Below are 25,340 nucleotides of genomic sequence, written 5' to 3'. Positions count from 1 at the left end.
AATGCCCCGGCGTTACGCCCATCCGCCGGGTCGGAGCGCTGCCTCACACCGCCCGGACCGAATCCCTCACCTGCACGTGCACATGCCACCGGAAGACGGGGACAGAATGACCACCACTCCTCCGTGCGACACGCTGAACGTCGGAGCGATCGCCAAGGACATCGATCGAGGCCTCGAATCGCAGGGCGAGCACGCCGCCTTGCAGGGTTTGGAGAAGCAACTCCGCGCTTACATCGAGGCCCTGATCCCTCTCGTGGAGGCCGAGGCCGAACACCTGCGAAAGACCGGGAGGTTCGGGGACGCCGTACGCGAGAGCGCGGCGAAGCGCGGTCGTCGGCTTCTGAGCGGCAGCATGATCGACACGGACCCCGACCCGACGCCGGAGCGGGTCGTATCCGCCCTTGCCCACGTGGCCAAGTCGCTCCTGCTGTACGCGGGCCTCCGATGAAGCCCCAATCGAACTGGCCCGCCGTCGACGCCGGCGCCGCGGCCACCGAATGGCTCTCCCAGGCGCTGCTCGTTCCCAGTCGGGGCGAATGGCTTCGGGGCGATCCAGTGCAGGTTCTCACCGGGATTCTCTTCGACGCGGTGCAGATCCCGGTGGAGGTGCTGCGCTCCCAAGCTGGTTCCGGTAACCGTGGCGCCGTCGAGGCAGTCTTCCGGGCAGCTGGGATCGACAGCGCCGTCATCGCCCAACCTCCGTACGGCTGGTACTACGCCCTGGTGCCCCCGGGAACCGCGCGCTGGTGGAACGCGCCTTGTGAATGCTTCGGGTCCTCGCACAGCATCGCCGTACCCGCACCTCACCGTGCGGACCCGCCCGGCGTCCACTGGCTTCTGACTCCACCGGACGGTGCCGCATCGCTCTGCGATCCGGAGCGCGTGCACAGGTTGACGACGACCGTCCGTGTCGGACGGGGCTGTTGAATCACCCCATTCGAAAGGAATATTCATAACTGCGGAGAACCAGTGAACGGCTCGCGCAGCGTCCAGCCCCCCAGGCGGCGCGATGCGGGCCATCCGAGCCCTCGGCCTTTCCTGGCCGGGGGCTCGGTTCTGTCTGCGTTGCGGTCGGGGGTTTTTCTGCTCATCCCGCGGGTCAGCTCGAACATCGCCGGTCGGGGCGTGTTCCCACGGGAACACGGTGTGGATCTGGGCGTCATGGGCCAACAGCGACGCGACAGCCCCGTTGCCGTAAGCGACACCATCAACGTGGTCATTGAAACGATCTGCGGCCGCCCCACAGAAGAACCGCTGGCACGGAGCATGGCCGAGGCGGATAGTGAAAAGAGAACATTCCCGAAAATTGGGAGCACCCCATGCTTGTCCTCGGGATCATCCTCCTCGTCATCGGGTTTCTGACCGGCATCTCCATCCTGTGGACCATTGGAATCGTCATCCTCGTCATCGGAGCCGTCCTGTGGGTCCTGGGCGCTGTCGGCCACGAGGTCGGTGGACGTCGCCACTACTGGTAGCCGAGCCGCCGGGCGCAAGGTGGCCTGCGCCTGAAGATGACGTAGTCGGGGGCTGGTGCGGCCGCCGACGCGGCCGGCCTGCGCGGGCATGGCGTCAGAGGCCCGGGCGATAGCGGATCGGGTGTCCCTCCGGCACCTCCACCACCGCGATCCGCACCCCGTCCGGGTCCGCGATCCACATCTCGACCAGCCCCCAGGGCTTGGTCTCCGGCGGCTCCAGCACCACGACGCCCTGGCGGAGGAACTCCTCGTGGGCCGCCGCCGCGTCCGCGACCTGGAACCACAGCTCCAGGCCGGGGCCCGGCGGCGCGTCGGCGCGGCCCGAGATCTCCAGGAACCCGCCGCCCAGGAAATAGACCGTGCCGCGCTCCGGTCCGGTTCCGAACTCCCGGTAGACCGCGAGCCCCAGCGCCCGGCCGTAGAAATCCCGGGACCGCTCCGGATCGGTGGGCCGCAGTAGCACCCTGCTGCTCAGTACATGCACCATGACCGCGACTGTACGCAGAGCTGATCGGGTTAGTGTTCGTATGCAGCCAAGACGTACGGAGAGGATCACACGGAGACCATGGAGACAGCCAGCAGCCGCACCGCAGAGCCGGTTTTCCGGGCAGCGACCATCGCCGACGTGCCCGACCTCGTGGCGCTCGTCGAGTCGGCCTACCGCGGTGATGACAGCCGTGCCGGATGGACGACCGAGGCGGATCTGCTGGACGGCCAGCGGACCGACCCCGAGGGCGTCAAGGCCGTGGTGACGGACGAGAACAGCCGGCTCCTGGTGGTGGAGTGCGAGGGCGAGACCGTCGCCTGCTGCCAGCTCGAACACCGGGGCACGCACGCCTACTTCGGGATGTTCGCGGTCCGTCCGACGATGCAGGGTGCCGGGCTCGGCAAGGTGGTCATCGCCGAGGCCGAGCGGGTCGTACGTGCCGAATGGGGCGCCCGCGAGATGCACATGACCGTCATACGGCAGCGTGACGACCTGATCGCCTGGTACGAGCGCCGCGGCTACCGCCGCACCGGCCGGATGACCCCCTTCCCGTACGGCGACGAGCGCTTCGGCATCCCGCAGCGCGACGACCTCGAATTCGAGCTGCTCGTCAAGGAACTGCCGTAACGCGGCAGGCGCGATGTCGCGATGTAAGGGGCGTCGACCAGGGTCGACGCCCCTTACCCATCGGCTCCTCGTGCGGCTACAGCCGGCCCGCCTCGACCAGCCGCCGCAGGAAGCGCCGCGTGCGCTCCTCCCGCGGATCGCCGAAGACCTCGGCGGGCGTGCCGCGCTCCAGCACCACACCGCCGTCCAGGAAACACACCTGGTCGGCGACGTCCCGTGCGAATCCCATCTCGTGCGTGGCGAGGACCATGGTCATGCCCTCCTCCTTGAGATCGCGCACGACGCCGAGCACCTCACCGACCAGTTCCGGGTCGAGGGCGGCGGTGATCTCGTCGAGCAGCAGCAGCCGGGGCCGCCCTGCAAGGGCCCGTACGATCGCCACACGCTGCTGCTGGCCGCCGCTGAGCCGGTCCGGGTACTCACCCGCCCTGCCGCCCAGGCCGAGCCGCTCCAGGAGCTCCCGCGCCCGCTCCTCGGCCTCGGCGCGCGGCACGCCGTGCACCCTGCGCGGGGCGAGCGTGATGTTGTCGAGCACGGTCATGTGGGGGAAGAGGTTGTAGGCCTGGAAGACCACGCCGATCCGGCGGCGCACCGTGTCCGGGTCGACGCGCGGGTCGGTGATCTCCTCGCCGTCGAGGAAGATCGCGCCGTCGTCGATCTCCTCCAGGAGGTTCGCGCAGCGCAGCAGGGACGACTTGCCCGATCCGGACGCCCCGATTAGCGCGGTCACGGTGTGCGGGGCGACCTCCAGGTCGACGTCGCGCAGCACGACCGAGCGGCCGAAGGTCTTGCGTACGGCCTCCAGCCGCAGCACGGCCGCCGACGGTTCCGCGGTGCTCATACGATCCCTCCCTGGGCCCGTCGGCGGTCCATCCGCGCGGTGATCCAGTCCGTGAACCGTGTCATCGGGATGGTGAGGGCCACGAAGACGAGCCCGGCGACCACGTAGGGCGTGTAGTTGAAGCTCTTGGCGGCGACGATCTGCGCCGCGTAGACCGCGTCGACGGCGCCCGCGATCGAGACGAGCCCGGTGTCCTTCTGGAGCGAGACCAGGTCGTTCAGGAGCGGCGGGACGACACGGCGCACGGCCTGCGGCAGGACGACATGGCGCAGGGTCTGCGGTCCGGAGAGCCCCAGTGAGCGGGCGGCGGCCCGCTGGCTTGGGTGCACGGACTCGATGCCCGCGCGGAACACCTCGGCGACGTAGGCCGAGTACGTGAGCACCAGCGCCGTACCGCCCAGCAGCACCGGGTCCGTCGTCACGCCCTGCAGCCGCAGCGCCGGCACGCCGAAGACGACCATCAGGAGGCAGATGACGAGCGGCAGGCCGCGGAAGAAGTCGGTGTAGGCGGTGGCGAGGGCCCGCAGCGGGAAGAAGACCGGGCCGCGCAGCGTACGGGCGATCGCTATCAGCAGGCCGAGCACGAGGACCGCTGCCCCGCAGACGGCCAGCAGCCGGAGGTTGAGCAGCAGCCCGTCGAGCACCTTGGGCAGCGCCTCGCGGGCGTAGTGCGCGTTGAAGAAGGTCTCCCGGGTGCGTGACCAGCCCGGGGAGTTGACGACTGCGAGAAACAGCACGGTGCCGGTGACCAGTGTGCTGACGGCGGCCAGTGCGGTGGCCCGACGCGCTCGCGCACGTTTGATCCGTTCGCGCTCCAGGCGTCGTGCGGAAGGAATATATGCGTCCTGAGTGGTGCCGTCCTGGCCCGCGGGCGTCTTGCGCAGGGCGTCCCGGGGTGCGCCGGTCGCCGCGCCCTCGGCCGTCACTTGAACACCGGCGCGTCGACGGCCTCGGAGAGCCAGGTCTTCTCCAGGCGGGCGAGCGTGCCGTCCTTGCGCAGTGAGTCGACGGCGGCACTGACGCAGCCGGTGAGCTTGCTCCCCTTGTCGAGGACCATCCCGAACTGCTCGGCCCGGCTGCCGGTGGCCTCGAACTGACCGACGATCTTCGCGTCCTGGACCTCGGCGGAGGTGATGTAGAAGGCCGTGGGCAGGTCGACGACGATCGCGTCCACCTGGCCGTTCTTCAGCGCGGTCTTGGCGTAGTCGTTCTTCTGGAAGACGGCGGGCTGCCGGTCGGGCCGGATGACGCTGTTGACGACGTCCAGACTCGTCGTGCCCACCTGCGCGCCCAGTTTCACGTGCTTGAGGCCGTCGGCCGTGGTGGCCTTGGCGGCGGGCGAGCTTTTGAGCGCGATGACGGCCTGACGCACGTCGTAGTAGCCCGAGGAGAAGTCGACCGCCTTGCGGCGCTCGTCGCTGATGGAGACCTGGTTCAGGTCGAAATCGAACCTCTTCTTCCCCGGTGCGACGGCCGAGTTGAAGGGCACGGTCTGCCAGACCACGTCGGATCCGGCGTAGCCGAGCCGGTCGGCGACGGCGTAGGCGACGGCCGACTCGAAGCCCTTGCCGTCGGCCGGATCGTCGTTCTGGAACCACGGGGCGTAGGCGGGCTTGTCGGTGCCCACGGTCAGCTTGCCCGCGGCCTCGGTCGCCAGCCGCCCCTTGGCGCAGGCGGCCGCCTGCGGCGTTGCGGAGGGCTTCGCGGAGTCGGCGTCGTCCTGCGGGGCACAGGCGACGGCCGCGGTCAGCAGCACGGCGAGGGCGGCACCGAGGCGCGGCAGGCGGTCGGCGCGGCAGGGAGCGGAGGGGCCCGAGGGCCGGTCGCGGAGGGCGGCGGCGAGGGCGGCGGGACGGGAAGTCGTGCGGCGTGTGCGCTGGTTGGCGACGGGCATGGCGGGAGCGTGGCAGTGCCCGACGGGATCTGTCCAGGTCAGGCCACGGACCGTCCGAATAGCGGAAGACTGTTGCCGATTCATGAATTCTCGGCGCCCCCGGCGGGTAGCCATGGAGAAGCGCCCGCCAATGGCTGGAACCGGTCTAGGGCAGCAGCGGGCCGCATGCGCCGGGCGCGAGGACTTGAGGCGCCTGAGACCGCCCGAGCGAACGCCGACAGGAAAAACGGCGGCGCGACCAGGGGGTCGGCAGGATAATTTATGGCTGTTCCCCTTGAGCTGAAGAACCGCACACAGATACGGTGTCTTAACGCCAAGTTCTCCCGAGGAGGGGCAGCCATGACGGAAATCCTTGCGTCGACGGCGATAGCGACCGACGAAACAGCGGTGGGCCGCGTGATCGATCACCCGGCTTGGGCCACGCTCAAGGACGCCGTGGAAACGATCCGGCCGTGGCAGTCCCCGGACGGATCCATCGACCTCGAAGCGGAGGGCGCACCCCCGGGCGAGGCCGTACGCGCGGAGATCGGCCGGGTCACCGCGGCCGTCGAGCGTCTCTCGGCGCTCCTGCCGCACGACGCCGCGTACCACCGGGCGCTCGTCACGGACCTGCGCCGCTGGGCGGACGGCGGGTTCGCCGTGCCCGACTTCCTCGACTCGCTGCTGGCCTTCCAGCCCGCCGCGCAGCGCGCCGACGGCCTCCAGCACCTCGTCGTCTTCCCGATGTACACGCAGAACGGCAACCCCGACCGCAATCTCGAAGCGGTCGTGCTGCGCGTCGTATGGCCGGAGTGGCTCGCCGAGCTGGAGCGCACCCGCTACGACAACCCCCTCTTCGTCGGCATCACCTTCGAGGACTTCACCGCCGGCTACGACACCAACTCCGCGGTCCTCTTCCCGGAGACCATCGCCGTCCGCGAGGCCCCCGAGCGCTTCACCTGGGGCGGCATCTTCTGCGACCGCGAGGCGGCCCGCTTCCGCCGGGTCACCGAGGCGGCCGTCGCCACGCTCGGCCTGGAGCTGCCCGCCGACATCCAGGAGATGGTCGGCGACCAGCACCGCTGCCAGCAGGCTTTCGTCCTGTGGGACATGGTCCACGACCGCACCCACAGCCACGGCGACCTGCCGTTCGACCCCTTCATGATCAAGCAGCGGCAGCCGTTCTGGATGTACGGCCTGGAGGAGCTGCGCTGCGACCTCACGGCCTTCAAGGAGGCCGTGAAACTGGAGGCCGACGGCTACTCCCAGGGCCGCGACGTGCAGTACGCCGTCCTCTTCGACCGGATGTTCCGCTTCCCGGTCACCGGCGAGCGCGTGCGCAACTACGACGGCCTCGGCGGGCAGCTGCTCTTCGCCTACCTCCACCAGCACGACGTCGTACGCTGGACGGACAACACCCTGCACATCGACTGGGACCGCGCCCCGCAGGTCACCAACCAGCTGTGCGGCGAGATCGAGAAGCTCTACCGCGACGGGATCGACCGCCCCAAGCTCGTGCACTGGTTCGCCGCCTACGAGCTGGTCTCGACCTACCTCGCACCGCACCCCGGCTCCGTATGGGCCAAGGGCCCCGACGCCCTCGACCTGACCCAGCCCCCGCGCAAGCTCGTGGACGACGTGCTTCCGGACGAGTTCCCGCTCAGCATGTTCTACGAGGCCCTTGCCAAGAAGCTGCGCAGCGTGATCGCCTCGACCAAGGGGATCACCGCGGCGAGCGAGGGGCAGGTGGCCGCGTGAACAAGCGTGAGAAGGAGGCGACGATCATGAGCACAGCGACGAACGGCGACGGCCGGCTGGACGGCGCAGTCGTGGCGGTGGCGGGTGCGGCCGGACCGGCCGGGCGCGCGACCCTGCTGCGACTGGCCGAGGCCGGGGCGACGGTCGTCGCCTCAGACGCCGACGCGGCCCGCCTCGCCGAGGCCGTCGACGCCGCCCGCTACGCCCACGGGGGCGCCACGGTCACCGGCGACATCGTGGACCTGCTCGACCTGGAGGCGACCCGCAACTGGGTGGACCGCACCGAGAAGGAATTCGGCAGGGTCGACGGCCTGGTGCACCTGGTGGGCGGCTGGCGTGGCTCGGCGTCGTTCGCCGAGACCGACCTGGCGGACTGGGAGCTGCTGGAGAAGCTGCTCATCCGTACCGTCCAGCACACCTCGCTCGCCTTCGAGGCCCCGCTCCAGCGCAGCGGCAACGGCCGCTATCTGCTCGTCAGCGCCGCCGGTGCCTCCAAGCCGACCGCGGGCAACGCCGCGTACGCCGCCTCCAAGGCCGCCGCCGAGGCATGGACGCTCGCGCTCGCCGACGCCTTCCGCAAGGCGGGGGGCGAGAGCGGCCCCCAGGCCGCCGCCGCCATCCTGGTGGTCAAGGCCCTGGTGCACGACGCCATGCGCGCCGAGCGCCCGAACGCGAAGTTCGCGGGATTCACGGACGTCAAGGACCTGGCCGAGGCCATCGTCGGCGTCTGGGAGATGCCCGCCCAAGAAGTGAACGGAACCCGTCAGTGGCTGACTCCGCAACCGTGACCGCGACGACCGACGCCGTACGGCGGCACGACCCCGAGTCGCGCGGTTTCGCCAGCGACAACTACGCCGGGGCGCACCCCGAGATCCTGGCGGCCCTCGCCCTCGCCAACGGCGGCCACCAGGTCGCCTATGGGGAGGACGACTACACCGCGCATCTGCAGGAGGTGATGCGCGGTCACTTCGGCCCGACCGCCGAGGCGTTCCCGGTCTTCAACGGCACTGGCGCCAACGTGGTCGCCCTCCAGGCGGCCACGGAGCGGTGGGGCGCGGTGATCTGCGCCGCCACGGCGCACATCCACGTCGACGAGGGCGGGGCGCCCGAGCGGGTCGGCGGGCTCAAGCTGCTGACCGTGCCGACCGAGCACGGCAAGCTGACCCCCGAGCTCATCGACCGGGAGGCGTGGGGCTGGGACGACGAGCACCGGGCGCAGCCGCAGATCGTCTCGATCGCCCAGACCACCGAACTCGGCACCTGCTACACGCCGGAGGAGATCCGGGAGATCTGCGACCACGCCCATGAGCGGGGCATGAAGGTCCACCTCGACGGCGCGCGCATCGCCAACGCCGCGGCGACGCTCGGCGTCCCGCTGCGGGCGTTCACGACCGATGCCGGTGTGGACCTGCTGTCCTTCGGCGGCACCAAGAACGGGATGCTGTTCGGCGAGTGCGTCGTCGTGCTCAACCCGGACGCGGTGCGGGCCATGAAGCACCTGCGCAAGCTGTCCATGCAGCTGGCGTCCAAGATGCGCTTCGTCTCCGCCCAGTTCGAGGCCCTGCTCGCCGGGGACCTGTGGCTGCGCAGCGCCTCGCACGCCAACGCCATGGCCGCCCGCCTGGCCGAGGGCGTACGGAGAGTCGACGGCGTGGAGGTCCTGCACCCGGTGCAGTCCAACGCCGTCTTCGCACGGCTGCCGCACGATGTGAGCGAGCGCCTCCAGAAGAGCTACCGCTTCTACTTCTGGGACGAGGCGGCCGGCGACGTCCGCTGGATGTGCTCGTTCGACACCACCGAGGCCGACGTGGACGCCTTCGTCGCGTCGCTCTCGGCGGAGATGGGCAAGCAGAAGTAGGCACGACCGTGCATGAGTGTGCGTCCGGCCGCAATGTCATCGACATTGCGGCCGGACGCGTCATCACGGTTCGCGATCATGGAGTGGACCGGGGAGAGCCCCGGCCCGGCCGGTCAGCGCCGGTCGAGGGCCGCGGCCTCTGCCGGGGTCGGCGCCGTGCCGCCGAGGTGGGCGGGGATCCACCAGGTGTCGTCCGGACCCTTGGGGCGGACCGGATAGGCCCGCTGAGCCGCCTCCAGCAGCTCCTGGACGCGCCCCCGCACCCGCTCGGTGACGGTGTCCGCGTGCTCGGCCGGATCGGCGGCCATCGGCTCGCCCACCCGCATGGTGATCGGGATGTGGTGGCGGCCCAGATCCCGCTTGTGGCCCTTGGTCCACAGCCGCTGGGTGCCCCACAGCGCCATCGGGAGCAGCGGCACGCCCGCCTCCTGGGCGAGCCGGGCCGCGCCCGACTTGAAGTTCTTCAGCGTGAACGACTGGGAGATCGTCGCCTCCGGGAAGACGCCGATGATCTCGCCCGAGCGCAGCGCGGACAGCGCGTGCTTGTAGGCGTCCATGCCGGCCGCGCGGTCCACGGGGATGTGCTTCATCGCGCGCATCAGCGGCCCCGACACCTTGTGCCGGAAGACGGACTCCTTCGCCATGAAGCGCACCAGCCGCTTGGCGGGCCGGGCGGCCAGCCCGCAGAAGATGAAGTCGAGGTAGCCGATGTGGTTGCTCACCAGGACCGCCCCGCCGCGCTGCGGCACGTGCTCGGTGCCCTGGATGTCGAAGCGCAGATCGAGTGCCTTGAACATGGAGCGGGCGGCACCGATCACCGGGGGGTAGACGAGTTCTGCCATATCGGGGAAATCCTTCTGGGCCTGGGGAGGGTTCTCCCGGCTGAAGTTACGCGGCCGTAGGTTCTCGGCTCCCGGCCGATCGTGCCTGATCGCCCGGCCCATGGACCAGCGAGGACGCCCCGCGGGCCAGGAGATTCTCGTCACGTCGGCCCGCGGTGCGGGACGCTGTCCGGTACTGCCGAAGGTACACCGCGCACCCCGGACAGATCCGGGCAGACCCCCGCGGGAGCCGGCCGGGGGCGCGTTCGAGGGCGCGGCGGGAAATTTCTGCGGCCCCGGCGGCGCTGCAATCGGCGGAACACCACGGGTCCGCAGTGGCCCCGTGGACGTGGACGACCGCGGAGGGGCGAGCGTGCCGGTGCGGGACGAAGTGATGCGGCTGGATGCCGCCGGGCTCGGTGCGGAACTGGGGGAGCGAGCCACTCTCGTCCAGTTCTCCAGTGCCTTCTGCCAGCCGTGCCGGGCGACCAGACGCACCCTGGCGGAGGTCGCCGCCATGGTCGAGGGCGTCGCGCACGTCGAGATCGACGCGGAGGCGAGACTCGGACTCGTCCGCGCCCTGGGCATCAGCGCCACCCCGACCGTGCTGGTCCTCGACGCGGCCGGCCGCGTCGTGCGCCGGGCGGCCGGGCAGCCCCGCAAGGCCGATGTCATCGCGGCGCTCGGTGCCGCGGTATGACGCACCGTGATCCATCTCCCATCTACCCGGCCGTACTTGACGGTGTACACGCCAGATCGTCAGTGTGACGTTATGTGGCCTGGACTGCTTCTCTACGGACGCGTGCACGTCGATCTGCTGCGGACGGCCGGTGCGCGCTGTCCGGGGGGATGAGCACCCGAGACCGTACCTCTCCCGGTTGGACCTCCACCAGAAGGACAGATCGATGACGGCCACGCCCGGACTCGGCTCGCCCCGACTCGCCACTCCCGAACTGCTCCGCTCCGTCTTCCGCCGGCACGCCTCCGGCGTCGCCGTGATCACCGCGCACGGCACCCGGCCGGTCGGCTTCACCGCCACCTCGCTCACCTCCGTCGCAGCCGAACCCCCGCTCGTCTCCTTCGGCGTCGGCACCGGCTCCTCCAGCTGGCCCGTCCTCGCCGAGGCCGAGCACATAGGCGTCCACATACTCGGCGAGCACCAGCAGGAACTGGCCGCTACTTTCGCGCGCAGCGGCGCCGACCGCTTCGCGTCGCCCACCAGCTGGCGGACGGGCCCCGAAGGGGTGCCGCTGCTCGACGGCGTCCTGGCCTGGCTGGTGTGCCGGGTGGTCGCCCGGGTCCCCGCCGGGGACCACCGGCTGGTGCTCGCGGAAGTCGTCGCGGGCGACCCCGAAGGAGCGGGTCGTCCGCTGGTCTATCACCAGGGGCGCTTCAACGGTCTGCGGGACTGAGACGTCCCTGGTCGACCGCGTTGGCCAGATCACAGTTGACGTGCCTTGCATTCGTGGAACGCGCTGGGTGTACTGACGAGTAACATTCCGTTCGGGGCGTTGCCCGGTCCGAACGGGATACGCCCCACAAGGCGCCTATGCTGCCTGCACAAGGCAGCTACGAAGAGACGATGCAGTAGGAGAGCCGGCGTGAGCTTGAGGATCGTTGTCTGTGTGAAGTACGTGCCCGACGCCACCGGCGACCGGCACTTCGCCGAAGACCTGACCGTCGACCGTGACGACGTGGACGGCCTGCTCTCGGAGCTCGACGAGTACGCGGTCGAGCAGGCGCTGCAGATCGCCGACGAGGCGGACGACGCCGAGATCACCGTGCTGACCGTGGGCCCCGAGGACGCCAAGGACGCGCTGCGCAAGGCGCTGTCCATGGGCGCCCACAAGGCCGTCCACGTCGAGGACGACGACCTGCACGGCACCGACGCGCTGGGCACGTCGCTGGTGCTGGCCAAGGCTCTCGAGCACGTGGGCTACGACCTGGTCATCTCCGGCATGGCCTCCACCGACGGTGGCATGGGCGTGGTCCCGGCCATGCTCGCCGAGCGCCTGGGCGTGCCGCAGGTGACGCTGCTGTCCGAGGTCGCCGTGGCCGACGGCAAGGTGACCGGCCGCCGCGACGGCGACGCCGCGAGCGAGCAGCTGGAGGCTTCCCTCCCGGCCGTCGTGTCCGTCACCGACCAGTCCGGCGAGGCCCGTTACCCGTCCTTCAAGGGCATCATGGCCGCCAAGAAGAAGCCGGTGGAGTCCCTGGACCTGTCCGACCTCGGCCTCGAGGCGGAAGAGGTCGGTCTCGAAGGCGCCTGGACCAAGGTCGACGAGGCCACCGAGCGCCCGGCCCGCACGGCCGGCACCGTGGTCAAGGACGAGGGCGAGGGCGGCAAGCAGCTCGCCGAGTTCCTCGCGGGCCAGAAGTTCATCTAGCGGCGGCTCCGGACCCCGCGGCGCGCCCGCGAAGGCTCCCGGTCCCCACCGCGGCTGAACTTCCGTCAGCCCGTACGAACCGTCATCCGCCCCTTTTTCTGCGCAGGAGTCCCATCCCATGGCTGAAGTTCTCGTCTACGTCGACCACGCGGACGGTGCCGTCCGCAAGCCCACCCTCGAACTGCTCACCCTCGCCCGCCGCATCGGCGAGCCCGTCGCCGTGCACCTGGGCGCCGGTGCCGACGCCGCCGCGCAGACGCTCGGCGAGTACGGCGCGGTGAAGGTCCTCGCGGCCGACGCGTCCGAGTTCTCCGACTACCTCGTCGCGCCCAAGGTGGACGCCCTGGAGGCCGCGTACAAGGCCGTCTCCCCGGTCGCCGTGCTCGTCCCGTCCTCCGCCGAGGGCAAGGAGATCGCGGCCCGCCTCGCGGTCCGCATCGGCTCGGGCATCATCACCGACGCCGTCGACCTGGAGGCCGGCGCCGAGGGCCCGGTGGCCACGCAGTCCGTCTTCGCGGCCTCGTACTCCACCAAGTCGCGCGTCACCAAGGGCACGCCGGTCATCACCGTCAAGCCCAACTCCGCCGCCCCGGAGGCCGCAGCGGCCGCCGGTACGGTCGAGCAGCTCGCCGTCTCCTTCGGCGAGAAGTCGACCGGCACCAAGGTCGTCTCCCGCACCCCGCGCGAGTCGACCGGCCGCCCCGAGCTGACCGAGGCCGCGATCGTGGTCTCCGGCGGCCGTGGTGTCAACGGAGCCGAGAACTTCTCGCTGATCGAGGGCCTGGCCGACTCGCTCGGCGCGGCCGTCGGCGCCTCGCGCGCCGCCGTCGACGCCGGCTGGTACCCGCACACCAACCAGGTCGGCCAGACCGGCAAGTCGGTCTCGCCGCAGCTGTACATCGCGGCGGGCATCTCCGGCGCGATCCAGCACCGGGCCGGCATGCAGACCTCGAAGACGATCGTCGCCATCAACAAGGACGCCGAGGCCCCGATCTTCGACCTGGTCGACTACGGCGTGGTCGGCGACCTCTTCGCGGTCGTCCCGCAGCTCACCGAGGAGGTCACGTCCCGCAAGGGCTGACCCCGTCCACCCGTGAGGCCCCGTACGCGTAGGCGTACGGGGCCTCACGGCGTCTGCGGCACCGGGAGCCGGCGGGGCTGTTGACCTTCCGCCGGGCCATCGCTAACTTCGCTGCACGGACAGGGAATTCCGGTCAGCGGAAACGTGGAGGGTGACGCATGGGGCAGCACCGGACGGTCGCGACAACCTTCGACGAGGCGCTGAAGGAACGCATCGGGGCCTCCCTGGCCGACGTCGACGCCGACCTCGCGCGCCGCTACCCCGGTGACCCGGGCACCCGCCAGCCCGTCCACACGGTCTATGTCCCCGCCGACGCCTTCGCCGCCGACACCGTGCGTTCCTGGGGAGACCAGGCGCTCGCGGCTCTCGACGCCCACGCCCCCGACGCCGCCGCGCTCGCCGCCGTCCTCGGGATACCCGACGGCCTCGCCGGACTCGTGTACGAGCGCGTACGGGCCAAGCTGGGGCGCGAGCCCGTGGAGGACCTGCGCATCGACTTCGAGGACGGCTACGGGCCGCGCCCGGACGCCGAGGAGGACGCGGCCGCCGCGCGGGCGGCGCGGCTGGTGGCGCGGGCGTACGAGAACGGCACGGCGGCCCCGTACATGGGCATCCGCATGAAGTGCATGGAAGCGGCCGTGCGCGACCGCGGCATCCGCACCCTCGACATCTTCCTCACCGGGCTGATGGAGGCGGGCGGGCTGCCCGCGGGGCTGGTGCTCACCCTCCCCAAGGTCACCTACGCCGAGCAGGTCACGGCGATGGTCAGGCTGGCCGAGGAGTTCGAGAAGGCGCGGGGCCTCGCGGCCGGGCGGATCCGCTTCGAGATCCAGATCGAGACCACACAGGCGGTCCTGGGCGCCGACGGCCGGGCCACCGTCGCCCGGATGATCGACGCCGCCGGGGGCCGCGCGACCTCGCTGCACTACGGCACGTTCGACTACAGCGCCTCCTGCGGGGTGGGCGCGGCGCAGCAGTCGCCCGACCACCCGGTGGCCGACCACGCCAAGGCCGTCATGCAGGTCGCGGCCGCGGGCACCGGGGTCCGGCTCTCCGACGGCTCGACGAACGTGCTGCCCGTCGGCCCGACGCGACAGGTGCACGACGCCTGGCGGCTCCATCACGGGCTCGTGCGCCGGGCGCTGGAGCGTGCGTACTACCAGGGCTGGGACATGCATCCGGGTCATCTGCCGACCCGCTACGCGGCGGTGTATGCCTTCTACCGTGAGGGACTTGCGCAGGCCGCCGAGCGACTGACGGCATATATGCAACGTGTGGGTGGCTCCGTACTGGATGAACCCGCCACGGCCAGGGCACTCAGCGGCTATCTGCTGCGGGGGCTGGACTGCGGAGCGATCGACAGCGCCGAGGTCACCGGGCCGACCGGGCTGGCGCGTGCGGACCTCGATCTGCTGGCGGGCCGGGCGGGATAGCGATCAGCTCTCGGCGGGCGGCAGTTCGCCGGAGCCGCGCACGATCAGGCGGGTGGGGAGCTCCACCCGCCGCGGGGCCTCCACCACTCCGTCCAGCCTGCGGAACAGCCGCTCCGCCGCGGTGCGTCCGAGCCGCGCCGCGTCCTGGGCGACGACGGTGACGCCGGGGGAGAGGAGGTCGGCGAGCTCGAAGTCGTCGAAGCCGACGAGGGCGACCGGGCGGGCCGCCGCGGCGATGACGCGCACGGCGGTGACCGTCACGCGGTTGTTGCCCGCGAACAGGGCGGTCACCGGCCGCGGTCCGGAGAACATGGCCTCCGCCGCCGCCCGGACGCGCTCGGGGGCGGTCGGGCCGAGCGAGACCCAGTTCTCCTCCACGGGCAGCCCGGCGGCCCGCATGGCGGCGCGGTAGCCGCGCAACCGCTCGGTGGCGGTGTGGATGTGCGGCTGGTCGCCGATGAAGCCGATGCGGCGGTGGCCGTGGGCGACGAGGTGGGCGACGCCGTCGCGGGCGCCGCCGAAGCTGTCGGAGAGCACGACGTCCGCGGCCGTCCGCCCGGCCGGGCGGTCCACGAAGACGGTGGCGATGCCCGCCGCTATCTCGGGTTCCAGATAGCGGTGGTCGTCGCCCGCAGGAATGACGATCAGGCCGTCGACGCGGCGGGCGCAGAAGGCGAGTGCCAACTCCCGCTCGCGGTCGGGATCCTCGGCGCTCGAGCCGTTGATGAGGAGGGCGCCGTGGGCGCGGGCGACCTCCTCGACGGCGCGGTTGAGCGGTGCGTAGAAGGGGTCGGCGAGATCTTCGAGAACCAGTCCGATGGACGCCGTGCGGCCCTTGCGGAGGATGCGGGCGCTGTCGTTGCGGCGGAAGCCGAGCGCGGTGATCGCGTCCTGCACGCGCCGCTCGGTGTCCGGGGTGACGCCCGGCTCGCCGTTCACCACCCGGGAGACGGTCTTGAGGCCCACCCCCGCGCGCGCCGCCACGTCCTTCATGGTCGGGCGGTTGCCGTAGCGGTACTGCGGGCTGGTCTGGGCCACGATGGCTCGTTCCTTTGTGTGTCACGGCTGGCGTCGAAGCGTGGGGGTGACGTCGAGCATAGAGCCTGGACAACGTTGTCAACTCTGGGGAGACTGGCGTCCGCACACCCTTTCGCCGCCCGTGGATCAGGAGATATCGCACCAAATGCACACCGACCGCTCCGGCCTCGTCGCGGCTCTCGACATCGGCGGCACCAAGATCGCGGGAGCGCTGGTGGACGACCACGGGCGCCTGGTCGTCCGCGCCCAGCGGCCGACGCCCGCGCGGGAGGACGCCGCGACGGTGATGGGCGCCGTGGCGCAGGTGCTGGAGGAACTCGCGCGCGCCGCCGAGTGGCCGCGGGTGCTGGCGGTGGGCATCGGCAGCGCGGGGCCCGTCGACGCCTCCCGCGGCACGGTCAGCCCGGTCAACGTGCCGGGCTGGCGCGCCTTCCCGCTGGTCGCCGCGGTGCGCGAACGGGCGGGCGGGCTGCCGGTGGTGCTGGTGGGCGACGGTGTCGCCATGACCGCGGCCGAGCACTGGCAGGGCGCCGCCCGTGGCCGCGCCAACGCCCTGTGCATGGTCGTGTCCACCGGAGTCGGCGGCGGCCTGGTCCTCAACGGCCGCCTCCACACCGGACCCACGGGCAACGCCGGTCACATCGGGCACATCAGCGTCGACCTCGACGGCGACCCCTGCCCCTGCGGGGCGCGCGGCTGTGTGGAACGCATCGCCAGCGGCCCCAACATCGCCCGCCGCGCGCTCGACACGGGCTGGCGCCCGGACCCGGGCGGCGACCGGAGCGCGGCCGCCGTCGCGGCCGCCGCCCGCGCGGGGGACGCGGCGGCACGCGCCTCCTTCGAACGGGCCGCGCAGGCTCTCGCGGCCGGCATCGCGGCGACGGCCACCCTGGTCGAGATCGAGGTGGCGGTCATAGGCGGCGGTGTCGCGGGGGCCGGGGACGTCCTCTTCGCCCCGCTCCGCGAGCGCCTGCGGGACTACGCGACGCTGTCCTTCGCGTCGGGGGTCGAGGTGCTCCCGGCCCGGCTCGGCTCCGACGCGGGGCTGGTGGGCGCGGCGGCCGCCGCGGCACAGGAACTGGGGCTCTGGACGCCGCCCACGGCAGGCTGACACCCGCAGGGGTGGAAGTCCGGCGCGGGGGTATGCGCGGGAAGCGGTGCCGGGGACGCGGGCCGGCCGTGCGAAGCGTGAACCCGGCCTGGCCGGCGCGGTGGTGACACAGGGGAGGCGGTGGGCGGCGGCCGCACCGACCGGCGCGGCCGAGGGCGCGTGACAGGCGGAATCCGGCCCTCAGCGGCCGATCGGGGGCCGGGCGCCGCACCATGCCGCTCGCACGCGTTTCCGTGGCAAGGTGTTCCGGGCACTTCACAGGGGTCTACGGAGAAGGGGGAACCGTGATCGTCTGGCTGAACGGCGCGTTCAGTACGGGGAAGACCAGCACGGCGAGAGAGCTGACCGAGCTGATTCCCGGCAGCACCCTCTACGACCCTGAGGTGATCGGCGGAGCCCTGCGCCATCTGGTGCCGCCGAAGAGGATGGGCGAGGTCGGCGACTACCAGGACCTGCCGATCTGGCGGCGGCTGGTCGTGGACGCGGCGGCGGCCCTGCTCGCCGAGGTCGGCGGGGTGCTCGTGGTCCCCATGACCCTGCTGCGACAGGAGTACCGGGACGAGATCTTCGGGGCCCTCGCCTCTCGTCGCATCCCTGTTCGGCATGTGCTGCTGACGGTTGACGAAACGATACTGCGGGCGCGTATCGCGAACCGTGAGGAGTACGGGGACGACTCGGAGCGCAGCGAGAGCGTCCGGCGCTGGGCGCTGGACCACATCGCCCCCTACCACGCGGCGCTGTCCTGGCTCCGCGCCGACGCCTTCGCCGTGGACACCGGCGGGCTGACACCACGTCAGGTCGCCGAACAGGTCGCGGAGGCCGTACGCAGCGGCAGTGCCGCCGCCTGCGAGATCGTCCAGACCCCCGAACCCACGGCCGAGACCCTCGCCGCCGGGGTCCTGCTCTTCGACGAGGAGGACCGGGTGCTCCTCGTCGACCCCACCTACAAGCCCGGCTGGGAATTCCCCGGCGGGGTGGTCGAACCGGGCGAGGCGCCCGCCCGCGCCGGGATGCGCGAGGTGGCAGAGGAGATCGGCATCGAACTCCCCGAGGTACCAAGGCTGTTGGTCGTCGACTGGGAGCCGCCGAAGCCGCCCGGCTACGGCGGCCTGCGGTTCCTCTTCGACGGCGGACGGCTGGCGGCGGCCGAGGCGCACCGGCTCCTGCTGCCCGGCTCCGAACTGCGCGGCTGGCGCTTCGTCACCGAGAGCGAGGCGGCGGCCCTGCTGCCGCCCGTGCGGCTGAGCAGACTCCGGTGGGCGCTGCGCGCCCGCGAACAGGGACGCCCGCTCAACCTCGAAGCGGGCGTCCCCGTCGGCTGACGGCCCATTGGCCGCCGGGGCGTCAGCGCTTGCCGGCCGCGTAGTTGACGAGGAAGAGGGCCTCGGCCAGGGAGAGCCGCTCCAGCTCCTCCGGGGAGACGCTCTCGTTCACCGCGTGGATCTGGGCGTCCGGCTCGCTCAGCCCGATCAGCAGCATCTCCGCCTCCGGGTAGAGGGCGGTGAGGGTGTTGCACAGCGGGATCGAGCCGCCCATGCCGGAGATCTGCATCTCCTCGCCCGGGTAGGCGACGCGCATCGCCTCAGCCATCGACGCGTACGCCGGGCTCTCGGTGTCGGCGCGGAACGGCTGGCCCTGGCCGACCTGCTCGACCGAGACCCGCACTCCCCACGGCGCGGCCGCGACCAGATGCGCGGTCAGCAGCTTCGTGGCCGCGGTCTCGTCCGTGCCCGGCGGGACCCGCAGGTTCACCAGCGCCCTGGCGCTCGCCTGCACGGACGACGTGGCGCCGACCACAGGCGGGCAGTCGATGCCCAGGACCGTGACGGCCGGGCGCGCCCAGATGCGGTCGGCCACCGTGCCGGACCCGATCAGCCGCACACCGTCGAGGACCTTGGCGTCCTTGCGGAAGTCCTCCTCCGGATACTGCAGCCCTTCCCAGCGGGCCTCCGCGTCCAGGCCGTTGATGACCGTCGAGCCGTCCTCCGCGCGCAGCGAGTCCAGGATGCGGATCAGCGCCGCCAGCGCGTCCGGCGCGGCCCCGCCGAACTGGCCGGAGTGCAGATTGCCCTCGAGCGCGTCGACCTGGACCGCCAGGGTCGACATGCCGCGCAGCGTGGCGGTGACGGTCGGCAGGCCCACCCGGAAGTTGCCCGCGTCGCCGATGACGACGGCGTCGGCGGCCAGCAGCTCCGGGTGCGCCTCCGCGTACCGCTCCAGGCCGCCGGTGCCCTGCTCCTCCGAGCCCTCGACGATCACCTTCACGGTGACCGGGACACCGCCGTGCGCCTTCAGCGCCCGCAGCGCGGTGAGGTGCATGAGCACACCGCCCTTGCAGTCGGCGGCACCGCGCCCGTACCAGCGCCCGTCGCGCTCGGTCAGCTCGAACGGCGGCGAGAGCCAGGCGGCCTCGTCCAGCGGCGGCTGCACGTCGTAGTGCGCGTAGAGCAGCACGGTGGGGGCACCCGCCGGCCCCGGCAGGCAGCCGTAGACGGACTGGGTGCCGTCCGGGGTGTCGAGGAGGGCCACATCCTCCAGGCCCTCGGCGCGCAGGGCGTCGGCCACCCAGTTCGCCGCGGCCTCGCACTCGCTGCGGGGGAACTGGGCCTCGTCCGCGACCGACTTGAAGGCCACCAGCTCGGCCAGCTCGGCCCTGGCGCGGGACTGCAATGAGGCGACGGTCGCGGCCAGCGCGGCCGGGGCCGGCCGGTGCGGGCGGGTCGAGGGCTGCTCCATGGAACGCTCCTTGAGGGCGCGACGTTATCCGTACATACAGGCGATTGTGCTGCTGATCCTCCCACGGCCGCCGCCGGACGTCCCCGCGGCCTTCCCGCGGCAGGGCGGACGAGCGGCGGGCCGTAGGATGCGGACGGTAGCCGTAGCCGGTGATCGAGCGGGAGTAACAGCACAGGTGAGCAGCGACAACGCAGCCCAGGACGCGGGGCGGGACGCAGCCGAGGGCCAGGAGCCGGTGTGGGACGTCGTGGTGGTGGGCGCGGGGCCCGCGGGGGCCTCGGCGGCCCACGCGGCAGCTTCCGCGGGCCGCCGCGTGCTGCTCCTGGAGAAGGCCGAACTGCCGCGCTACAAGACCTGCGGCGGAGGCATCATCGGCCCTTCGCGTGACGCACTGCCGCCGGGCTTCGAACTGCCGCTGCGCGAGCGTGTGCACGCCGTCACCTTCTCCCTGAACGGGAAACTCTCGCGCACCCGCCGTTCCAAGCGGATGCTCTTCGGGCTCATCAACCGCCCCGAGTTCGACGCCGGCCTGGTCGAGGCCGCGAAGAACGCGGGCGCCGAGGTGCGCACGGGCGTGACCGTCTCCCGGGTGGAGCAGCACGGCCCCGCGGTGCCCGACCGGCGCACCGTCGCCGTCGTGCTCGGTGACGGGCGGACCGTCCTGGCCCGCGCGGTCGTCGGCGCCGACGGAAGCGCCGGGCGGATAGGCGCTCATGTCGGGGTCGAGCTGGAGCAGGTCGACCTCGGCCTGGAGGCCGAGATCCCGGTGCCCCCGACCGTCGCCGAGGACTGGGCGGGCCGGGTGCTCATCGACTGGGGCCCGATTCCCGGGAGTTACGGCTGGGTCTTCCCCAAGGGCGACACCCTGACGGTCGGTGTGATCTCGGAGCGGGGCGACGGCTCGGGCACCAAGCGCTATCTGGAGGACTTCATCGCCCGCCTCGGCCTGGCGGGTTTCGAACCGAGCATCACCTCCGGGCACCTGACCCGCTGCCGCTCGGACGACTCGCCGCTCTCCCGCGGCCGGGTGATCGTGTGCGGTGACGCGGCGGGACTGCTGGAGCCGTGGACCCGTGAGGGCATCTCCTTCGCCCTGCGCTCGGGCCGCCTTGCGGGGGAGTGGGCCGTCCGCATCGGTGAGGCGCAGGACGCGGTCGACGCCCGTCGCCAGGCGCTCAACTACGCCTTCGCCATCAAGGCGGGCCTGGGCGTGGAGATGGGTGTCGGGCGCCGGATGCTCGCCCTCTACAAGCGGCGCCCCGGGCTCGTCCACGCCGCCATTACGGGCTTCCGCCCGGCGTGGCAGGCGTTCGCGAGGATCACCCGTGGCACGACCACGCTCGCCGAGATCGTGCGCACGCACCCGATGGCGCGACGCGTCCTGTCCTCGGCCGACCGCGCCGGGGCCCCGACCGCCCGCTGACGGCGGTCACGGGGCGTGAGCCGGGCAGACCGACGCGGTCCGCCCGGCGGGCCGGGACCGGGACCGGTCCGCCTCCGCGCGGCGGGGTGCCGGGCACGCCCCCCGCCCCCGCTCACCCCCGCGTGCCCGCCCCCGGCGTCGTCGTTATGCGGAAGACGGGGTGCCGTGGGGCGACCCGCCGGAGCTCCTCGTCGGAGGACTTCGCGGTCACCCCGTCGAAGAACCGGCCGACCTGCCAGCCCCAGCGGCTCAAGTAGGCCCGCAGCAGCGGGGCTTTCTCCTCGTCGGGCACCTCAACCGCGGTGAAGGGCAGGGTGCTGCGCCCGACGCGGAGCCGCCCGTCGCCCGCGGCCCGCAGATTGCGCACCCACTGCCCGTCGCCACGGGCGGACACGAGGAAGCGCCCTCCCTCCGCGTCGAGCGGATTGACCGGGACCGTCCGCCACTCGCCGCTGCCGCGGCCTCGCACCGACAGCTCGGCCGACCCCGCCAGGCTCAGGCCCCGCCGCGCCAGCCAGCCGACGGTGCCGTGGACGAGCCGTGCTTCCAGCCGTCCGGGCTTGATGTAGTGCGCCATGGGACACCCCCGGGTCTCTCGGATCATTATGAGAGCGGTGCTCTCGCTTGAGATCAGTGTGCGCGCTTCTTCGCGTCGGCGCAAGAGCACTGCTCTCGTTTCTGGCCGTTGCTCCCGACGAATGGCAGACTGACCCCATGAGTGCGATCAGAGGCGCCAGAGAACGGGCCCGCAGCGAAATCACCGCCGCGATCAAGGACGAGGCGCGCCTCCAGCTCGCACGGGACGGCGCGGCCAAGCTGTCCCTGCGCGCCGTCGCCCGCGAGCTCGGCATGGTCTCCTCCGCGCTCTACCGCTACTTCCCGAGCCGCGACGACCTGCTGACCGCCCTCATCGTCGACGCGTACAACGCGGTGGGCGCCGCCGCCGAGACCGCGCTCGCCGCAGCCGGCAGCGACGACCCGACCGTCCGCTGGACGGCCGTCTGCCGCGCCGTCCGCACCTGGGCCCTCGCCCACCCGCACGAATACGCGCTGATCTACGGATCGCCCGTCCCCGGCTACACCGCCCCCCTGACCACCGTCGAGCCCGCCGGCCGGGTCGCGCTCGCCCTGCTGTCCATCGCCCGCGAGGCCCACGCCGACGGCAGGCTCGCCGTCCCGCCCGTCGACCCCCTGCCCCGCACCGTGCACACCGACGTCGAGCGGCTGGCCGCGGAGTTCGCCCCGGGGCTCCCCGCGCCGACGACGGCCGCGCTCGTCGCCGCCTGGGCCCAGCTCTTCGGGCTGATCGGCTTCGAGCTCTTCGGGCAGTTCAACCAGGTCGTCGAGGCCCGCGACGCCTTCTTCGCGCACGCCGTCCGCGGCCTGGCCCACCAGGTGGGGCTCACTACTCCCCAGGGAGCAGACGCGGTCACCACGCGCGGCTGACGCCTCGCGCCCCGCCGCCGACTAGCTTGGCCGTATGGGCAGTGAGGGACGGGCGCCGTGGGCGCGGGAGAGCGGCGCGGGATCGCCCTGGGAGCGCTGGTTCGCCCGCTCTACGCGGCGCCTGCCCTGGCGCTCCACCCTCGCCGTCGCGGCCCTCCAGCAGATCGGCGGGCACTACGCCGCGCTGGACCAGTCCGGCAGGGTGCCGCTCGACTCCCTCGCCCGGGTCCTGCTCGCCGCCGGGCCCGCCTTCCTGCTGATCCGTCACCGCCACCCACGCGTCGCCGTCTTCGGCACCTCCCTCGTCACCCTGCTCTATCTCGGCGGCGGCTACCCCTACGGCCCCGTCTTCGCCAGTGTCGTCATCGCCTGCTTCACCGCGATCGTCGACGGTCACCGCCGCGCCGCCTGGTGCGCGGTCGGCCTGCTGTGGGCCGGTCATCTCCTCATCGCCCACTGGCTCTACCGCTGGCTGCCGCCCGGCGGCGACGGACCGTCCGCCTGGAACGGGGAGTGGGCACCCACGGCCTGGGCCGTGGCCGTCCTCGTCGGGTCCGAACTGGTCCGGCTGCGGCGCGAGCAGTGGGTGCGCGACCGGGTCGAGCGGGCCACGGCCGAGCGTCGCCGCGCCGACGAGGAGCGGCTGCGGATCGCCCGTGAACTGCACGACGTGCTCGCCCACAGCATCTCCGTCATCAACGTCCAGGCAGGCGTCGGCCTCGCCCTGCTCGACGAGCACCCCGAACAGGCCCGCGCGGCGCTCACCACCATCAAGGCCGCCAGCAAGGAGGCGCTCGGAGAGGTCCGCCAGGTCCTCGACACCCTGCGCACCCCCGGCGACGCGCCCCGCTCACCCGCCCCTGGCCTCGACCGCCTGCCCGAGCTGGCCGAACAGGCCGCCGACGCCGGGCTCACCGTGGACATCACGACCGAAGGCCGACGCGTCGCCCTGCCGCCCGGGACCGACCTTGCCGCCTTCCGTATCGTCCAGGAAGCCCTCACCAACATCGTCCGTCACTCCGGCTCCCGCACGGCCCGGGTCCGGCTGAGCTACCGCCCCGACGCGCTCGGCCTGCGCGTCGACGACGACGGTCCCGCCACCAAGGCCGCGCTCCCCAGCGGCGGCAGGGGGCTCGTCGGCATGCGGGAGCGGGCCGCCGCCCTCGGCGGTACGGTCGAGGCGGGCCCCCGGCCCGACGGCGGCTTCCGCGTCAGCGTCCTACTGCCCCTCGCCACCCCGCACCAGGAGAACCCGTGAGCGACCGAGGAGCACCCGCCATCCGCGTCCTGCTCGCCGACGACCAGCTGCTCGTACGCGCCGGATTCCGCGCCCTGCTGGACGCACAGCCCGACATCACCGTCGTCGGCGAGGCATCGGACGGGCAGCAGGCCCTGACCCTGGTCCGTGAACTGCGCCCCGACACCGTCCTCATGGACATCCGGATGCCCGTGCTCGACGGGCTCGCCGCCACGCGCCGGATCACCGAGGACCCGCGTCTGGCGGAGGTGAAGGTCATCATGCTCACCACCTTCGAGCTGGACGAATACGTCTTCGAGGCGATCCGCTCCGGCGCCTCGGGCTTTCTCGTCAAGGACACCGAACCGGACGAACTGCTGCGCGCCGTACGGGCCGTGGTCGGCGGCGACGCGCTGCTCTCCCCGGGCGTGACGCGCCGCCTCATCGCCGAATTCGCCGCCCGCTCCAAGGAACCCGCGGCCGCCGTCGGCCTGTCGGAGCTGACCGACCGCGAGCGCGAGGTGATGACGCTCGTCGGCATCGGCCTGTCCAACGACGAGATCGCCCGCCGCCTCGTCGTCAGCCCCCTCACCGCCAAGACCCACGTCAGCCGCGCCATGGTCAAGCTCGGGGCGCGGGACCGGGCCCAACTGGTCGTCCTCGCCTATGAGTCCGGACTGGTCCGCCCCGGCTGGCTGGGCTGACCCGCGGGGCACACCGGGCGGACCTCAGAACAGCGACTCCGGGCTGGCCGGCTCCGGTATGCGCACCGACACCGTCGTCCGCGCCCCCGGTGCCGCCGCCAGCAGGGGCCAGCCCGCGAGCTGCCGGGCGTCCACCAGCAGGAGCCGTCCGTCCGCCGCCTCCAGATACACATCCGGTCCGGCCACCGCGGCGACCGCGCCCGCCAGCGTGCGCCCCGCGGACAGCTCCACCAGGCAGTGACCCGGGCCGATCCGGTCCAGATGGAACGCCTCGTCGTGGTGCACCGGCGCGAAGGCCCGTACGGCCAGGGACTCCGGCAGGGTGCCGAGAGCGCACGCCCGCTCGTGCAGTGCGGCCAGCTCCGCGGCCCGCTGCTCGCGCGGTGGCACCGGGTGGCGGGCGGCGCGCTTGGCCGCGTACGGAAAGCGGTCCGGGACCGCGAGCGCCGCGCCCAGCACGGCCTCCGCCCGGCGGGCGGCCATCAACGGGCCACGCCCGAGCAGCGCGTAGGACAGCGCGGCCTGTTCGAGCAGCCGGACGCCTTCGCGCTCGGCCGCGGTGATACCGACCTTGATCAGACGCGGCCCGAACCACGCCAGATAGACGTCGTACGGCCGGGGGTCGTCGACGGCCGTGTCGGCGGCCACGGAGTGCGAACGGTCCAGCCGCGCGCACTCCGCGCACTGCGCCGAGACCGCCGTGCCGGGCACCTCCGCGTCCGTCGGGCACGGGGTGTGCCGACCGCCCCTGCGCACACCGACGCACCGTCGCGCACCGCCCGTCGTGAACGCCAGCGGCCGTCCGGGCGGCAGGGGAGAGGAGCGCATCCCGTGGACCGGGTGCAGCCAGGCCAGCGACGGCCCGGACGGCGCCCAGCGCAGCCCGGCGCACCGCCACTCCTCACGCACCTCGCCCATGCCCGCCCCGCCCTTTCCGTTTCCCGGGCGGACGCCGTTCCCCGACGGCAGCCGCACCCTCCCGGACCCGTCCGGCGCGCCCGGAC

At 72.3% G+C, this 25,340-nt stretch carries 28 protein-coding genes; 19 read left to right on the top strand and 9 right to left on the bottom strand.

Translation table 11 applies throughout. The features are described from left to right. The first annotated feature begins 106 nt into the window (after positions 1-106). The 3 genes from ABD269_RS23440 to ABD269_RS23430 all read left to right on the top strand — a co-directional run bounded on the left by ABD269_RS23440 (position 107) and on the right by ABD269_RS23430 (position 1,475). Complete coding sequence (locus ABD269_RS23440; RefSeq protein ID WP_344120703.1) at positions 107-448, top strand: DUF6415 family natural product biosynthesis protein; 342 nt, start codon at positions 107-109, stop codon at positions 446-448. Beyond that, entirely contained in the window at positions 445-927 is a 483-nt protein-coding gene (locus ABD269_RS23435) for a hypothetical protein (RefSeq protein ID WP_344120701.1), read from the top strand. Before ABD269_RS23440 ends, ABD269_RS23435 begins: the two co-directional genes overlap by 4 nt. Before the next feature lie 392 nt (positions 928-1,319). Then, positions 1,320-1,475, top strand: a complete 156-nt coding sequence (locus ABD269_RS23430) for a DUF6131 family protein (RefSeq protein ID WP_344120699.1) — start codon at positions 1,320-1,322, stop codon at positions 1,473-1,475. A 94-nt stretch (positions 1,476-1,569) separates the two neighbouring features. Here the strand turns inward: ABD269_RS23430 and ABD269_RS23425 are convergent, their stop codons facing one another. Beyond that, a complete protein-coding gene (locus ABD269_RS23425) occupies positions 1,570-1,962 on the bottom strand; it encodes a VOC family protein (protein WP_344120696.1) in 393 nt (130 codons plus the stop codon). 78 nt (positions 1,963-2,040) lie between these two features. Between ABD269_RS23425 and ABD269_RS23420 the strand changes: the two genes are divergently transcribed. Continuing rightward, entirely contained in the window at positions 2,041-2,589 is a 549-nt protein-coding gene (locus ABD269_RS23420; protein WP_301890945.1) for a GNAT family N-acetyltransferase, read from the top strand. 76 nt (positions 2,590-2,665) lie between these two features. Here the strand turns inward: ABD269_RS23420 and ABD269_RS23415 are convergent, their stop codons facing one another. Genes ABD269_RS23415 through ABD269_RS23405 form a run of 3 tightly spaced genes read right to left on the bottom strand, consistent with a single transcriptional unit; the run spans position 2,666 to position 5,324 of the window. Then, positions 2,666-3,430, bottom strand: a complete 765-nt coding sequence (locus tag ABD269_RS23415) for an amino acid ABC transporter ATP-binding protein (RefSeq protein ID WP_344120693.1) — start codon at positions 3,428-3,430, stop codon at positions 2,666-2,668. Then, positions 3,427-4,314 (bottom strand): amino acid ABC transporter permease, encoded by an 888-nt coding sequence (locus ABD269_RS23410; RefSeq protein WP_344122017.1) that lies wholly within the window; start codon positions 4,312-4,314, stop codon positions 3,427-3,429. Before ABD269_RS23410 ends, ABD269_RS23415 begins: the two co-directional genes overlap by 4 nt. 38 nt (positions 4,315-4,352) lie before the next feature. After that, positions 4,353-5,324 (bottom strand): ABC transporter substrate-binding protein, encoded by a 972-nt coding sequence (locus ABD269_RS23405; RefSeq protein WP_344120691.1) that lies wholly within the window; start codon positions 5,322-5,324, stop codon positions 4,353-4,355. Positions 5,325-5,663: 339 nt separating this feature from the next. Here ABD269_RS23405 and ABD269_RS23400 point away from each other — a divergent pair, with 339 nt between their 5' ends. The 3 genes from ABD269_RS23400 to ABD269_RS23390 are packed head-to-tail and all read left to right on the top strand — an operon-like array spanning position 5,664 to position 8,919. Continuing rightward, positions 5,664-7,061, top strand: a complete 1,398-nt coding sequence (locus ABD269_RS23400; protein WP_344120689.1) for a DUF6421 family protein — start codon at positions 5,664-5,666, stop codon at positions 7,059-7,061. Between the two features lie 26 nt (positions 7,062-7,087). After that, on the top strand, positions 7,088-7,849 hold the full coding sequence (locus ABD269_RS23395; protein ID WP_301890941.1) for an SDR family oxidoreductase: 762 nt from the start codon (positions 7,088-7,090) through the stop codon (positions 7,847-7,849). Beyond that, positions 7,828-8,919 carry a threonine aldolase family protein gene (locus ABD269_RS23390; protein WP_301890940.1) on the top strand — a complete coding sequence of 364 codons (1,092 nt, stop codon included), beginning with the start codon at positions 7,828-7,830 and terminating at the stop codon, positions 8,917-8,919. The genes ABD269_RS23395 and ABD269_RS23390 overlap by 22 nt, the downstream gene beginning before the upstream one ends. A gap of 113 nt (positions 8,920-9,032) precedes the next feature. Here the strand turns inward: ABD269_RS23390 and ABD269_RS23385 are convergent, their stop codons facing one another. Continuing rightward, positions 9,033-9,761, bottom strand: a complete 729-nt coding sequence (locus ABD269_RS23385; RefSeq protein ID WP_301890939.1) for a lysophospholipid acyltransferase family protein — start codon at positions 9,759-9,761, stop codon at positions 9,033-9,035. A 373-nt stretch (positions 9,762-10,134) separates the two neighbouring features. Here ABD269_RS23385 and ABD269_RS23380 point away from each other — a divergent pair, with 373 nt between their 5' ends. From ABD269_RS23380 to ABD269_RS23360, 6 genes are all read left to right on the top strand, one after another. Continuing rightward, positions 10,135-10,440: a TlpA family protein disulfide reductase gene (locus tag ABD269_RS23380; protein WP_344122014.1), complete on the top strand. Its 306-nt coding sequence runs from the start codon at positions 10,135-10,137 to the stop codon at positions 10,438-10,440. A 72-nt stretch (positions 10,441-10,512) separates the two neighbouring features. Next, entirely contained in the window at positions 10,513-10,593 is an 81-nt protein-coding gene (locus ABD269_RS35415) for a putative leader peptide (protein ID WP_367621026.1), read from the top strand. A gap of 52 nt (positions 10,594-10,645) precedes the next feature. Further along, on the top strand, positions 10,646-11,152 hold the full coding sequence (locus ABD269_RS23375; RefSeq protein ID WP_344120685.1) for a flavin reductase family protein: 507 nt from the start codon (positions 10,646-10,648) through the stop codon (positions 11,150-11,152). A gap of 189 nt (positions 11,153-11,341) precedes the next feature. After that, positions 11,342-12,127 carry an electron transfer flavoprotein subunit beta/FixA family protein gene (locus ABD269_RS23370; protein ID WP_301890937.1) on the top strand — a complete coding sequence of 262 codons (786 nt, stop codon included), beginning with the start codon at positions 11,342-11,344 and terminating at the stop codon, positions 12,125-12,127. A gap of 118 nt (positions 12,128-12,245) precedes the next feature. Then, positions 12,246-13,208: an electron transfer flavoprotein subunit alpha/FixB family protein gene (locus ABD269_RS23365; protein ID WP_344120681.1), complete on the top strand. Its 963-nt coding sequence runs from the start codon at positions 12,246-12,248 to the stop codon at positions 13,206-13,208. A 158-nt stretch (positions 13,209-13,366) separates the two neighbouring features. Continuing rightward, a complete protein-coding gene (locus tag ABD269_RS23360) occupies positions 13,367-14,641 on the top strand; it encodes a DUF6986 family protein (protein ID WP_344120678.1) in 1,275 nt (424 codons plus the stop codon). A gap of 3 nt (positions 14,642-14,644) precedes the next feature. On the opposite strand, the gene ABD269_RS23355 is transcribed toward ABD269_RS23360, so the two are convergent. Further along, on the bottom strand, positions 14,645-15,634 hold the full coding sequence (locus ABD269_RS23355; RefSeq protein ID WP_344122013.1) for a LacI family DNA-binding transcriptional regulator: 990 nt from the start codon (positions 15,632-15,634) through the stop codon (positions 14,645-14,647). Between the two features lie 190 nt (positions 15,635-15,824). Between ABD269_RS23355 and ABD269_RS23350 the strand changes: the two genes are divergently transcribed. After that, the gene (locus ABD269_RS23350) at positions 15,825-16,790 is read left to right on the top strand and encodes an ROK family protein (RefSeq protein ID WP_344120676.1); all 966 of its coding nucleotides are present in this window, start codon (positions 15,825-15,827) and stop codon (positions 16,788-16,790) included. A 284-nt stretch (positions 16,791-17,074) separates the two neighbouring features. Beyond that, a complete protein-coding gene (locus ABD269_RS23345) occupies positions 17,075-18,112 on the top strand; it encodes an NUDIX hydrolase (protein ID WP_344120674.1) in 1,038 nt (345 codons plus the stop codon). Between the two features lie 22 nt (positions 18,113-18,134). Here the strand turns inward: ABD269_RS23345 and ABD269_RS23340 are convergent, their stop codons facing one another. Next, positions 18,135-19,526, bottom strand: a complete 1,392-nt coding sequence (locus ABD269_RS23340) for a dipeptidase (RefSeq protein WP_344120671.1) — start codon at positions 19,524-19,526, stop codon at positions 18,135-18,137. Between the two features lie 175 nt (positions 19,527-19,701). Between ABD269_RS23340 and ABD269_RS23335 the strand changes: the two genes are divergently transcribed. After that, positions 19,702-20,949: a geranylgeranyl reductase family protein gene (locus ABD269_RS23335; RefSeq protein WP_344120669.1), complete on the top strand. Its 1,248-nt coding sequence runs from the start codon at positions 19,702-19,704 to the stop codon at positions 20,947-20,949. Positions 20,950-21,061: 112 nt separating this feature from the next. Here ABD269_RS23335 and ABD269_RS23330 read toward each other — a convergent pair whose 3' ends face one another. After that, positions 21,062-21,526 carry a nitroreductase family deazaflavin-dependent oxidoreductase gene (locus tag ABD269_RS23330; RefSeq protein ID WP_344120667.1) on the bottom strand — a complete coding sequence of 155 codons (465 nt, stop codon included), beginning with the start codon at positions 21,524-21,526 and terminating at the stop codon, positions 21,062-21,064. A 137-nt stretch (positions 21,527-21,663) separates the two neighbouring features. Between ABD269_RS23330 and ABD269_RS23325 the strand changes: the two genes are divergently transcribed. From ABD269_RS23325 to ABD269_RS23315, 3 genes are read left to right on the top strand one after another with little or no spacing between them, the layout of a single operon-like run. After that, entirely contained in the window at positions 21,664-22,395 is a 732-nt protein-coding gene (locus ABD269_RS23325) for a TetR/AcrR family transcriptional regulator (RefSeq protein ID WP_301890923.1), read from the top strand. 34 nt (positions 22,396-22,429) lie between these two features. Continuing rightward, positions 22,430-23,653, top strand: a complete 1,224-nt coding sequence (locus ABD269_RS23320; RefSeq protein WP_344120665.1) for a sensor histidine kinase — start codon at positions 22,430-22,432, stop codon at positions 23,651-23,653. Further along, on the top strand, positions 23,650-24,336 hold the full coding sequence (locus ABD269_RS23315; protein WP_301890920.1) for a response regulator: 687 nt from the start codon (positions 23,650-23,652) through the stop codon (positions 24,334-24,336). The genes ABD269_RS23320 and ABD269_RS23315 overlap by 4 nt, the downstream gene beginning before the upstream one ends. A gap of 24 nt (positions 24,337-24,360) precedes the next feature. Here the strand turns inward: ABD269_RS23315 and ABD269_RS23310 are convergent, their stop codons facing one another. Further along, on the bottom strand, positions 24,361-25,254 hold the full coding sequence (locus tag ABD269_RS23310; protein ID WP_344120662.1) for a DUF2797 domain-containing protein: 894 nt from the start codon (positions 25,252-25,254) through the stop codon (positions 24,361-24,363). Positions 25,255-25,340 lie beyond the last annotated feature (86 nt).

Source organism: Streptomyces blastmyceticus (genome assembly GCF_039521185.1).
Lineage (GTDB): Bacteria > Actinomycetota > Actinomycetes > Streptomycetales > Streptomycetaceae > Streptomyces > Streptomyces blastmyceticus.
This window is presented reverse-complemented; position numbering and strand designations above follow the sequence as displayed.